This window comes from Clostridium sp. 1001271st1 H5 (assembly GCF_005845215.1).
GTDB lineage: Bacteria > Bacillota > Clostridia > Lachnospirales > Lachnospiraceae > Enterocloster.
This window is the reverse complement of sequence record NZ_SPHO01000013.1, coordinates 102,118-113,861: the sequence shown is the minus strand read 5'-3', so window position 1 is coordinate 113,861 and position 11,744 is coordinate 102,118. Positions and strand designations below refer to the sequence as shown.

The following is an 11,744-nucleotide window of genomic DNA, read 5'->3' as shown; positions in this document are numbered from 1 at the left end:
CCGCTGTCCGCTATATCTTCCCGTCCTTAAAAGCCTTCATCATTTCATGCCCCACACTGATATATGGGCCGTATTCCACAATTTCATCCCGCGTAAACCATCCGGCCTCGCACAGCTCCTCTTCCTCCAGGCGTATGGTATCATCCCCGTCCAGCTCAGCTGTGAATCCCACCATCTCCGTATCGGAAAATGCCCAGGGCTGGCTTTTATAATAGCGGATGTTCTTCACCTTAAGACCCACTTCCTCCATAACCTCCCTGTGCACGCAGTCCTCAAAGGTCTCTCCAATCTCCACAAACCCGGCAATCAGCGCATAATTGCGGTAAGCGCCTCTGGCGTACCGGGACATCAGAAGCTTGTCCCCATTGGTAATGGCCACAATAACAGCCGGACTGATTTTGGGATATTCCGTCTGCCCGCAGGAAGGGCAGACCAAAGACCGTTCCGTTGTACCGGGCTCTGTCTTTACGCCGCAGTGGCCGCAAAACCGCCTGCTCTGCATCCACCGGTAAAGCTGGCTGCCTGTTATGCCTGCAAACGCCTGATAAAGAGGTTCAAAATTCCGGAACACGGTCAGCGGCTCCATGTAAAAACCGCCGAATTCCGGCACTGCCATATCCGTCACGCAGTAATAGGCCCTGTCATCAATGGAAAACAGGTACTGCGCCCTGTCTGAGAAATCTCCTTCCTGCTTCAGCTCCCCAAAGGTTGGAATCACACTCCCCCCTTCACTTTTTAGAAGCATTACCTTATTATATTCGTAGTACAGCAGGTAATCCCTGTCCACAGGTTCCTTCCTCCTGAATACAGGGTCATATGTATGAGGTGCAATATCCTGAATCATGGTTCCTGCCATCGTCCTTTCCGGTCTGTTTATCTTAAACATTCAGCCTGTAAAAATATATTTGGTGTCTATTGTATCACAGGAACGGTCCAAAGTAAAACCTTCCTTTCAAATCAGGCTGAATCAGCGGAGCTGATACGGAAAAAGGACGCCCCTGCATCAGGTACGTCCTTTTCATCTCTCAGTCATGAATCACAACATTCAATTTTTTATGAATCCCCAGACTGAGGATTCCCAGTATGGACTTTCCGTCCACCATGCAGCTGCCGCAGCACACATCAATATCCTCGGGCTGCTTCTCGCTCTGCCGTACAAACTGTTTTACATCCTCCACTGAATCAAACATGACTTCCTTCGTTGTCATATAGGCGCCTCCTGCATTTTTATACAGAAAGTCTTCCCATATCAGAAGGGCTTATACACGCCAAACCTTTTTTTTAGAGGCTTAAGCTTCCACCGTCTGAGACTGCTGAAAAAGTAATAATAGATTACAAACGCAACCGTGGTCAGGCTCCAGGTCAAAGGATAACAGAAGGCTGCACCTATGATGGTGTGGTAATGAGGCAGCACAAACATAATCCACAGCACCCTGACCGCGCACACGCCGATGCCTGTGATGATGAGAGGCATCCAGGCGTCCCCCACGCCCCTTAAGGTACCGGAAAGTATCTCAATGGCAATATAGGTAATGAAGGTGGGAACCATGAAATGCAGCAAATCCATACTGATGGCCTGCACCTGCTGGTCTGTGGTGAACAGCTCTACCAGAAGATGGCCGCCGTTATACAGCACCACTCCCACGGACGCTGTCAGCACCACGCCAATCACCATACAGGCGCCGGCTCCCTTCCGCACACGGTCCAGACGGCCGGCCCCGAAATTCTGCCCCACAAAGGTGGTGGCGGATATGCCGAGGGCATTAATCATCATCCAGTACAGGCCGTCCACCTTTCCGTAGGTGGCCCATGCAGTTACATTATCTGTTCCCAGGGTATTGACGCCGGCCTGGATAATGACATTGGATATGTTGTACATAACGGACTGCATTCCTGCGGGAATGCCGATTCGGACAATTCTCTGGAGCATCCGCTGGTCAATGCGCACCTTTTTCCATTCCAGCTTATACATATCGTCTGTCTTCATAAGAGCCCTGACCACAAGAACGGCGCTGAGCAGCTGGGATGTAATGGTTGCCAGGGCAGCGCCTGCCACCCCCATCCCCAGCACCGCTACCAGCAGCACATCCAGAATAATGTTGGTAAAGCAGCTGGCAATGAGAAAATACAGAGGCCGTCTGGAATCCCCGATGGCGCGCAGGATTCCGGCTCCCATGTTATAAACCAGGTTGACAATGATTCCAAGGAAATAAATCCGGATATACACCACCGCATGACCCATGACGTCCTCCGGCGTCTTCATGGCTTCCAGGGCCCAGGGAGAGCCCAGCAGTCCCACAATCATGAATATGACGCCGCCAATAACGGAAAAAGCAATGGATGTATGTACAGCCCAATGGACCTTATCCGCCTTCCTGGCGCCGTAAAACTGGGATATGACCACTGTTGCGCCGCTGGACAGGCCCACAAAAAAACCAACCAGCAGGTTAATCAGAGTGCTGGTGCTTCCTCCCACCGCCGCCAGGGCCTGTTTGCCCACAAAGCGGCCAACTACCATGGCATCCGCCGTATTATACAGCTGCTGGAAAAACGTTCCAAACAATATGGGAAAGAAAAACAGCAGCAGCTGTCCGTAAATACTTCCTTCCGTAATTCGGTTTCCCTTTACAACCTTTCCCTCCATACCTGCACCTCATGTCTGTACATTTTCATAAAGCTAAAAAATCATAAAGAATAAAACAGCACCCACCAGTTAAATCAGCTGATGGGTACTACCTTCAATTCCTATCTTATATCATGGATTGGCTTTTGTCCACTGGATTTTATTCGGATGCCTCATCTTTTGCCGCCACCTCTGCTATGGATTTCACCAGACCGGCGATTCCCTGGATATCCGAAGGAATGATAATCTTATTGGCCTTTCCGTTGGCCGCTGCCTGGAATGCCTCCAGACTCTTAAGCTGAAGCACTGCATTATCGGCCCCGGCTTCCTTGATGAAGCGGATACCGTCTGCCGTAGCCTTCTGTACCGAACGGATGGCCTCCGCCTGGCCCTGGGCCTCCTTAATATTCTTTTCCTTCTCAGCCTCTGCCCGTAAGATGGCTGCTTCCTTTTCAGCCTCCGCATTCAGAACCGCGGATTCCTTGTTGCCTTCCGCCACCAGAATCATGGACTTCTTCTCGCCCTCGGCTCTCAGGATGGATTCACGGCGTTCACGCTCTGCCTTCATCTGTTTTTCCATGGCCTCCTGGATGGCTGCCGGAGGAATGATGTTCTTAAGCTCTACCCTGGTGACCTTAATGCCCCATGGGTCTGTGGCAATATCCAGAGACTCCTGCATCTTGGCATTGATAGTCTCTCTGGAGGTCAGCGTCTCGTCCAGTTCCAGGTCACCGATGATATTACGCAGGGTGGTGGCTGTCAGGTTCTCAATGGCAAGAAGGGGACGCTCCACGCCGTAAGCATACAGCTTCGGGTCCGTGATATAGAAAAATACAACGGTATCAATCTGCATGGTTACATTATCCTTGGTGATAACAGGCTGCGGCGGGAAATCCTCCACCTGTTCCTTCAGGTTCACCTTCTTGGCCACACGGTCAATAAAGGGAACCAGGAAATGAATACCCACGCTGTATGTGCCCAGATAGGCGCCCAGACGCTCCACCACCAGGGCCTGGGCCTGGGGTACGATTCTGATACAGGTGGACAGTATAAATAAAATAATAACTGCAATGACAATAAACGTGATGAATCCTCCGATTGCTCCAAACATATGAATCCTCCTTATGTTTCTTTATGCTTTTTCCACTTCATGTTCCTGCTCTGCCGCCGCCACCATCAGCTTTGCCCCGCTGACAGCAGATATGACCACTACATCACCTGTCTCAAAGGTATCCCCCTCCTTTGCCGCCCTTGCAAGCCAGGTTTCGCCGGCCAGGGTGGCGGTCCCTGTACCGGCCACATTATCAATCCGGTCCTTGACCACGGCCTTACGGCCTGTAAGGCTGTCAACATTGGTTTTCGTTCTCTTGCTGTACAGGTACTTGTACGCAAAGGGACGGACCATGAGAAACAAAACGAAGGACACTGCCACAAACACGGCCAGCTGGGGATACAGACCTCCGCCGCATACCTGAACCACCAGCGCTGCCAGGGAACCTCCGGCAAACCAGATACTGGTCAGGGATGTGGTGACTCCTTCCACTACCAAAAAAACTACAAACGCGATAAGCCAAATAAGGGACATGTAAATCTCCTTTCATCTGCACAGAATATGGAGAAAATTGGTTACTTATTCTTATTGTATCATAGTCAGACTTAAAATCAATCAAGGGATTGTAAATTTATCATATTCTTAATATAATTGTAAGCAGTACGAAAGTTTATGGCAGCAGTCAGGACAACACAGCTGCTGTTATTATATGTTTTTGCAGAAAGGTTATACTTACCGTAAAGGGGGCACGACATGAAACGCATACTCTTACTTGGAACAGGCGGCACCATTGCCTGCAAACGCACGGACAAAGGACTTAAGCCTGTCATTACACCGGATGAAATCCTGTCCTATGTGCCTGACAGCCAAAGCTACTGTGAAATCCACTCCATCCAGCTGATGAACATAGACAGCACCAACATCCAGCCCTGCCACTGGCTGGCCATTGAAAAAGCAATCGAGGAACATTACGGCCAATACGACGGTTTTGTCATTACCCACGGCACGGACACCATGGCCTATACGGCCGCAGCCCTGTCCTACCTGATTCAGCATTCGCCAAAGCCAATCATCATCACCGGAGCCCAGAAACCCATTGACATGGAGAACACGGATGCCAGGACCAATCTGGCCGACAGCCTTCTCTTTGCCTCCTGTCCCGGAGCCCATGACGTGAACATCGTCTTTGACGGCAAGGTCATTGCAGGCACCAGGGGCAAGAAGGAGTGGACAAAAAGCTACCATGCATTTTCCAGCATCAACTTTCCTTATGTGGCCATCATCCAGGACAGCCAGATAATCTTCTATCTGGACGACAAGGACAGGGACAAAGAGCCGGTCCGCTTCTACCGGGAGATGGTGGGGGATGTGGGACTCATGAAGCTGATTCCTTCCATGGACGCCTCCCTGCTGGATTACATGGCGGAGCATTACGATGCTGTCATCATAGAGTCCTTTGGCGTGGGAGGGCTGCCCTCCTACGAGGACGGGGATTACCATGGAGCCATCGCACGCTGGACCGGACTTGGAAAGACCGTCATCATGACCACCCAGGTCACCAATGAAGGCAGCGATATGTCCGTGTACGAGGTGGGCCGGAGCATCAAACAGGAGTTCGGGCTTCTGGAAGCATATGATATGACCCTGGAGGCAGTGGTCACAAAAATCATGTGGATACTGGGCCAGACAAAGGACCCTGTTCGGATACGCCGGATGTTCTACGAGACTGTGAACCGGGACATACTCTGGAAATGGAGCGAACAATAATATCCAGCCCTTTGGAGGCAGTATACCGACAGGAGATAACCGCCATGAAATTAGCAGTAATATTAACCCGCTTTTTAAAGGACTATGTGGAGTCCTATTTCAGCTCCCTTGCCCTTGACTGTGATTTATCTTATTTTATTTACAATGATTTTGCCCATGCAGGGGAATTATATATTGAACTGGAGAAATCCTATGACGGTTTTCTGGTCAGCGGACCTGTTCCAAGGGCAGCCATCTGCCGCAGGGTTCCGGTGCTGACCAGGCCCATTGTATCCTTTGGCAGCAATGCCCTCTGCTACTATGAGACATTTTTCCAGGTGCAGTATAAGGAACAGGACTTTTATCTGGAGCACGGATATTTTGACCTGCTGGAATGGCTTCCCGAAACAGTCCCCCTGCACCAGTACCTGGAACGGGGCCAGTTTAACCAGCTCATATACCAGGTATACCAGAACACCTCCACCTATTCCCTGGAGCAGCTGTGTGAGATGGAAAAGAAAATCAAGCTCAAACACATACGCCTCTGGAATGAGAAGAAAATCCAATACTCCGTAACCCGTTTCAGCAATATCATACAGGATTTGCTGGATGCCGGGGTGAAGACATATTTTGTCTATCCAAAATATGAGATACTGCAGGAATCCATTACCCTGCTGCTGCAGGAAATCCATCTGAAGACCATTGTACAGAACCAGAACGCCATCACCGCATTGAACCAGCAGTTTTCCGACGGCGCCTCTGTCATGGCTCCCCAGGTTCAGGATAATAATACCTCTTTCCCGGCATTAAGGTCCCAGAGCCAGCTGCTGTCCCGCAAAGCAGGCATCTCCGTATCCTATGCGGACCGCCTTCTATCAGCCCTGTCCGCCATGGACCGGGACTGCATCACGTCCCAGGCCCTGGCAGCAGCACTGCACATCACTCCCCGCAGCGCCAACCGCCTCCTGGGCAGGCTGTCCGCAACCGGCATTTTCCTGGAACTGGAACGGCAGCCGTCCTTTACCAGGGGGCGCCCGGAAAAGATTTACCAGTTCCATCCTGAATATATTTTATGACATCAGATAACGGAAGAGGCACGGGTATCCGCCGGATATTTCAGACAACGGCAGGCTTAAGACTCAGCAAAGCGGCCGGGGAGCATCCCCGGCCGCTTCACATTTCCGGCCATTCTCAATGAGCATTGAGCCATCTCACCGCACAGTGGGCAAATACAGCCACCCCATGCTTCATGCCGCTTTCATTGAATATTACCTTGGAATTATGGCTGATATATGGGTAGCCCTCCTGTTTGTCACCCAGGCTGACCCTGAACAGAACCCCCGGCACTTCTTTCAGGACTTCTGCAAAATCTTCTGCTCCCATAATCTGCGGGAGCATCATGGTTCCATCCTCTCCCACCAGTTCTCTGACATAGCCAAACATTTCATCGCCTACTTCATAGTCATTGACCGTGGCCGGCAGCTCGCTCAGGAACTCCACCTCCGCCCTGCCGCCGAACAGCGCTGCTGTCTGTTCTGATATTTCCCTCAAACGCCGTTTAGCCAGGTTTCTCACATCCTCCTCATAAGCCCGGATGCTGCCGCACATAAAGCCCTGTTCCGGTATCACGTTTCCTGCCCTGCCTGCATTTATCTGCCCAATGGTCAGGGCCAGGGCGCTTCCCCTTGGCTTTTCCGAGCATTCAATGGACTGGAGGCCGTTATATATCTGGCAGAGAATCTGCACCGGGTTGACCCCGGATTCAGGGCTGGCCCCATGGACGCTTTTGCCCCGGACCGTTATCCTGAACATATCGGCTGAGGCCATCATGGGGCCGCGGGTATATCCGATGATTCCCGTGGGCACATGGTCCCTTGCCACCACCTGATGCAATGCCATGCATGCGTCCACATCCGGCGAGCGCAGCACGCCTGCCTCCACCATGGCGCGGGCGCCGCCTCCGCCCTCTTCCCCGGGCTGGAACATGAGCTTGACCCTGCCCTTTAGCTGGTCCTTATGCTTCATAAGAAGCTTTGCCGCTCCCAGCAGCATGGCTGTATGGGTATCATGGCCGCAGGCATGGCTGATTCCCGGGCGCTTGCTGGCAAACCCAAGGCCGCTTTCCTCCTCAATGGGCAGTGCATCCATATCCGCCCTGAGAAGCAGAGTCTTTCCCGGCTTTTGGCTGTCCAGCACAGCAATGATTCCTGACCGGCCTATGTATTCCGGCTCATACCCCATGCTCTTTAATTCCTGTTCCACAAAAGCGGCTGTCTCCGGCAGGTCCATGAGCAGCTCCGGGTATTGGTGGACATGGCGCCTCCACCCAATCACTTCCTGCTCAATCTCTTCTGCTTCCTTTAAAAAATCCACCATGTCAATCCTCCTGCCAGGGCATCCTCATTCCGTCCGGTATGGGGCACTTATAGCTCCTGCCCTCCATCTGCCTGTCAAACTCTTCCTTTGCCTGCGCAATCAGTTCCGGCTTCTCAATCAGCTTAAGGCCGTATAATGCCATTACCTTAGCCGCGTAAATCATTCCCTTTTCACCGATGGTGCTTCCTGCACAGGAGGCGAACTGCCAGCTGTGGGCAGGCGCACCCATGTTGGTGCAGGCTGTAAAGAAGTAAGCGGTTGGCACCAGATGCATCACATCTCCCACATCCGTGGAGCCGTAGCTGTTAAAGCAGGTCACCTTTCCCGGACCAGTGTACAGATGTGTATCCGCAGGCAGTCCGTATTTCCTGGTGGTTGCCTTTGCTGCTTCCGCGGTCTGCCGGTCCAGCGCCTCTGCAAAGTCCAGCTCCTCCTCTGTCCATGGTTCCTGGGGAATCTCGTTCATGGCCTCCGCCACCACACCGGCCAGCACATGATTGTTCTGGGTGTTATAGCAGCCGCCAAGGAATTCTATTTCCAGCTCAGTCTCTGTCATCATGGCTGCGCCCTGCGCTACCTTTACAAGGCGTTCATACACATTTTCCACCACTTCCCTGGAAAACGCCCTCATGTAATACCATACCACGGCCTTATCCGGCACAATGTTGGGAGCCACTCCTCCGTCCACAATGGTGTAATGGATTCGCACATCGGAAGGCACATGCTCCCTCAGATAATTGGCGCCGATATCGGTCAGCTCCACTGCATCCAAAGCACTTCTGCCGTTTTCAGGCGCATTGGCTGCATGGGACGCCCTGCCGTAAAAATGGAATTTAACCGAATTCACTGCTGTGGACACTCCCACTGTTGCCTCATTGATTTTGTTGGGGTGGAAATTCACCGCCACATCCAGACCCTCAAAGGCCCCTCCCTTTGCCATAAGGGGTTTGCCTGTCAGAAGCTCCTCTCCCGGGCATGCATAGAACACAATGGTTCCCGGAAGATTTCTCTGAACCATCTCCTCCTTAAGGCCAATCACGCCGGCCACATGGGCTGAACACAGCAGGTTATGGCCGCATCCGTGTCCATAGGCCTGTCCCTCCACCGGCTCCTTGTTGACCGAAACCTTCTGGCTGAGACCCGGCAGTGCGTCAAACTCACCCAAAAAACCCATAACGGGATGGCCGCTTCCATACACGGCTTTTATGGCCGTGGGCACGCCGCCTGCTCCTGTTTCCACCTGGAATCCTTCCTCCTGCAGCAGTTTCGCCACCTGTTCGCAGGCCTTGTATTCCTTAAAACCAGCTTCCGGATGATTCCAGATACATTGGCTCAGGCTGTGGATTTTCTCCCTTTTCCTCTCAATTTCCTCAATTGCAATCTGACCTGTCATACACTCAATCTTTCCTTTCCTTTAAAAGATAATGGGACCAATAATGCTTGCAAATGCAACGGATGCAATGGTCACTGTAACGAAACCGCCGATAATCATTTTAGGCAGGATATAATCCATGGCCCTCTGTCTCTCTTCGCCTTCCCACTCAAAGGAATCAACGCCTTCCGTGGTGATAATCTGGGTGGCCGGATAAGCCAGCATACAGGTCACGCCCACTGCTGCGGATGTATAAGGGGAACAGCCAAGCACCTTGCCCACAATACCGCAGATAACGATGATGCCGACGGAACAGATTAAAAGGATGCCGAATACCGGTACAATCATGGATATCAGCCCGGAGGGCGAAAGGGTTGCAAGGCTTCCCGGCAGCATCAGCAGCAGACCGAATGTGATGATACCTGAGGAATTTGCTTTTGCAAATATATCCTTTTCCAAAAATCCGATTCTGGCAAAAATAAGTCCGAACAGCAGGTAAGCGATGTTGGGATTAAGGATATAGTTGGCCGGGGAAGAACCTGGAATCAGTGTTGCCTTGCCCACAAAATCAGCGATACATGCCACCAGAGCCACTTTACAGATATAGACCGTATTGCTTCTCAGGTTTTTAGGCGTCTCTTTGAAAATGCGCATGCTCGGCAGCTTAAGGCCGGTCTTTTCCTCCACCGTATGATTCTTAAAAAAACCATTGCCGCGCTTGATTCTTAACTCCTTGCGGATGCAGAATGTGGAAATCGGTATGCCGAAAAATTTCTGTACAGACAGTACCAGCACTGCAAATGCCGCCAGTTCGGGACGGTTTGCAGCTTCCGCCGCACTGGTGACAATAATGCCTGCCACGGTGGAGCCTGCCACAGGCGGCGCTGCAATCAATGCATACTCTCTTCCGAACAGCAGGGAGCCCACTGTGAAACAAATCAACGCAATGGCTGCAATAGCAAATAATGAGATGACCACAGTCTTCCATTCCCGAATCAGGTCTTCCAGATTAATCAGCGTGCCGATGTTGGTAATCATGAATGCCGTACCAAAGTTGGCCATGACTGCCACCAGACCGGACTGTGTGGTAATGTCCTTGGGCAGCAGGCCGCTCCAGAACCCTATGAGGAACAATACGCAGGCGAACAACAGTGACGAAACAGCCCCCTTGGTCTTTTTAGACAAAAACTCACCTATCGAATAAACCACCAGGCATCCCGTAATACAGGTCAACGGATTCCAAAAACTCATTCCCATTTCCTCCTAATCATCTTTTGCTTTTTCATGTTTTACCTGTGCGCACATATTTCATACGCATATTTAAAGACGTTTTGTCCTTTATATTCCTTTGAATTAAGGACAATTATATGCGTATTTTTTGTTGTTTCAATAATATTATTTACCATAATTATATCCATATGTCTATATTTTGTCAATTATCATTTTATTTTTTGGCTATTTTAGCTATTATTAGTCTTTTATTTTGTCTAATATAATGTCCTAAAATACGTCTTTAATTTTCCACATCCAGACTTTTCCAGCTGAATTCCGTCCCTAAAACAAAAAAGTCCGCCATGGGCAGGATTTTAAGCCTGTCCGGCGGATAAAAAACAAGAGGCGCCAGCACTGTGATACGAAATAACCGTCATGGCCTGGCACGGGGCTTCACCTCATTTAAAACCGTAAACCCAAGTATCATCCCCCCTCCCACTGCCTGAAACACAGTGATGGACTCATGCAGGAAGGCCACGGACACCAGAATAGCCACCAGGGGGTCTATGTAGCTCAAAATGGATGCTTCCTGCCCCTTCAGATAACGCAGAGACGAAAAATACATACAATAGCAGACACCGGTGTGGAACACTCCCACTACCAGAAGATTGACAACACCGTAAGCATCCATATCCGCCAGGTGGGAACCTCCCGTCAGGCACACATAAGGCGTGAGAACCAGTATAGCTGCCAGGAACTGAAAAAAGGTCCGGTTGATGCCGGATACATGGCGTATGCTTTTGTTGAACAATACCACCGATGCATAAAACACAGCAGCTCCCAGGCCGAACAATATCCCAATCAGGCCGCTGCTGCCCTCTCCCCTGCTGACGCCTATCACCAGCACCAGGCCCAGGGTGGACATGACGAAACAGAATACCTGGCGGGCGGTAAGCTTTTCCTTAAACAGGAAAGGGCTTGCCACGGTCACAATGACCGGGGCGAAATAATAGCTCAGGGTAGCCATTGCCACCGTGGTATAGCGGTAAGCCTCAAAAAACAGAATCCAGTTGATTCCGATGGCTGCTCCGGACAGAATCAGAAGATGCAGTTCAGACTTTACATCCTTTATCCTCACAACCTGCCCCGTGCACAGCTGCCACAGAAAAATGGCGCCTGCCGCAATCAGGGCCCGGTACAAAGCCAGCTCCCCTGACGGCAGGGGAATATGTCTCACAAAGGCTCCTATGGTGCCAAAGGCTGCCATGGAACCTATGATTTCCAGTTTTGCTTTCATTGGTTCACTCCTTCCGGGACACAGCCGGTCCCTTCCATTCCATCTGTACATTCCCTTTGTACCGGCC

General features: G+C 51.1%; 11 protein-coding genes. 2 read left to right on the top strand and 9 right to left on the bottom strand.

The features are described from left to right. Nucleotides 1–10 precede the first annotated feature (10 nt). The 5 genes from nudC to FGS84_RS19540 form a co-directional block, all read right to left on the bottom strand. Entirely contained in the window at nucleotides 11–856 is an 846-nt protein-coding gene (nudC, locus tag FGS84_RS19560) for an NAD(+) diphosphatase (RefSeq protein ID WP_347563856.1), read from the bottom strand. A 169-nt stretch (nucleotides 857–1,025) separates the two neighbouring features. Then, nucleotides 1,026–1,208, bottom strand: a complete 183-nt coding sequence (locus FGS84_RS19555; protein WP_138310071.1) for an HPr family phosphocarrier protein — start codon at nucleotides 1,206–1,208, stop codon at nucleotides 1,026–1,028. A gap of 41 nt (nucleotides 1,209–1,249) precedes the next feature. Continuing rightward, entirely contained in the window at nucleotides 1,250–2,644 is a 1,395-nt protein-coding gene (locus FGS84_RS19550; RefSeq protein ID WP_138310070.1) for an MATE family efflux transporter, read from the bottom strand. Between the two features lie 139 nt (nucleotides 2,645–2,783). Further along, entirely contained in the window at nucleotides 2,784–3,734 is a 951-nt protein-coding gene (locus FGS84_RS19545; protein ID WP_138310069.1) for an SPFH domain-containing protein, read from the bottom strand. 21 nt (nucleotides 3,735–3,755) lie between these two features. After that, complete coding sequence (locus tag FGS84_RS19540; protein WP_138310068.1) at nucleotides 3,756–4,208, bottom strand: NfeD family protein; 453 nt, start codon at nucleotides 4,206–4,208, stop codon at nucleotides 3,756–3,758. 219 nt (nucleotides 4,209–4,427) lie between these two features. On the opposite strand from FGS84_RS19540, the gene FGS84_RS19535 reads away from it, so the two are divergent. Continuing rightward, nucleotides 4,428–5,441 carry an asparaginase gene (locus FGS84_RS19535; protein WP_138310067.1) on the top strand — a complete coding sequence of 338 codons (1,014 nt, stop codon included), beginning with the start codon at nucleotides 4,428–4,430 and terminating at the stop codon, nucleotides 5,439–5,441. Between the two features lie 44 nt (nucleotides 5,442–5,485). After that, entirely contained in the window at nucleotides 5,486–6,496 is a 1,011-nt protein-coding gene (locus FGS84_RS19530; protein WP_138310066.1) for a MarR family transcriptional regulator, read from the top strand. Between the two features lie 115 nt (nucleotides 6,497–6,611). Here the strand turns inward: FGS84_RS19530 and FGS84_RS19525 are convergent, their stop codons facing one another. The 4 genes from FGS84_RS19525 to FGS84_RS19510 form a co-directional block, all read right to left on the bottom strand. Further along, a complete protein-coding gene (locus FGS84_RS19525; protein ID WP_138310065.1) occupies nucleotides 6,612–7,796 on the bottom strand; it encodes a M20 family metallopeptidase in 1,185 nt (394 codons plus the stop codon). 1 nt (nucleotide 7,797) lies between these two features. Continuing rightward, a complete protein-coding gene (locus tag FGS84_RS19520; protein ID WP_138310064.1) occupies nucleotides 7,798–9,189 on the bottom strand; it encodes an amidohydrolase in 1,392 nt (463 codons plus the stop codon). Nucleotides 9,190–9,210: 21 nt separating this feature from the next. Continuing rightward, nucleotides 9,211–10,419 (bottom strand): hypothetical protein, encoded by a 1,209-nt coding sequence (locus FGS84_RS19515; protein ID WP_138310063.1) that lies wholly within the window; start codon nucleotides 10,417–10,419, stop codon nucleotides 9,211–9,213. Nucleotides 10,420–10,813: 394 nt separating this feature from the next. Beyond that, nucleotides 10,814–11,677 carry an EamA family transporter gene (locus tag FGS84_RS19510; RefSeq protein ID WP_138310062.1) on the bottom strand — a complete coding sequence of 288 codons (864 nt, stop codon included), beginning with the start codon at nucleotides 11,675–11,677 and terminating at the stop codon, nucleotides 10,814–10,816. Nucleotides 11,678–11,744 lie beyond the last annotated feature (67 nt).

What these genes read in the sequence shown, in the direction of transcription:
- FGS84_RS19515 (WP_138310063.1), bottom strand. Translation starts at nt 10,419, where the DNA reads ATGAGTTTTTGGAATCCGTTGACCTGTATTACGGGATGCCTGGTGGTT.
- FGS84_RS19550 (WP_138310070.1), bottom strand. Translation starts at nt 2,644, where the DNA reads ATGGAGGGAAAGGTTGTAAAGGGAAACCGAATTACGGAAGGAAGTATT.
- FGS84_RS19525 (WP_138310065.1), bottom strand. Translation starts at nt 7,796, where the DNA reads ATGGTGGATTTTTTAAAGGAAGCAGAAGAGATTGAGCAGGAAGTGATT.
- FGS84_RS19520 (WP_138310064.1), bottom strand. Translation starts at nt 9,189, where the DNA reads ATGACAGGTCAGATTGCAATTGAGGAAATTGAGAGGAAAAGGGAGAAA.
- nudC (WP_347563856.1), bottom strand. Translation starts at nt 856, where the DNA reads ATGGCAGGAACCATGATTCAGGATATTGCACCTCATACATATGACCCT.
- FGS84_RS19530 (WP_138310066.1), top strand. Translation starts at nt 5,486, where the DNA reads ATGAAATTAGCAGTAATATTAACCCGCTTTTTAAAGGACTATGTGGAG.
- FGS84_RS19535 (WP_138310067.1), top strand. Translation starts at nt 4,428, where the DNA reads ATGAAACGCATACTCTTACTTGGAACAGGCGGCACCATTGCCTGCAAA.
- FGS84_RS19510 (WP_138310062.1), bottom strand. Translation starts at nt 11,677, where the DNA reads ATGAAAGCAAAACTGGAAATCATAGGTTCCATGGCAGCCTTTGGCACC.
- FGS84_RS19555 (WP_138310071.1), bottom strand. Translation starts at nt 1,208, where the DNA reads ATGACAACGAAGGAAGTCATGTTTGATTCAGTGGAGGATGTAAAACAG.
- FGS84_RS19540 (WP_138310068.1), bottom strand. Translation starts at nt 4,208, where the DNA reads ATGTCCCTTATTTGGCTTATCGCGTTTGTAGTTTTTTTGGTAGTGGAA.
- FGS84_RS19545 (WP_138310069.1), bottom strand. Translation starts at nt 3,734, where the DNA reads ATGTTTGGAGCAATCGGAGGATTCATCACGTTTATTGTCATTGCAGTT.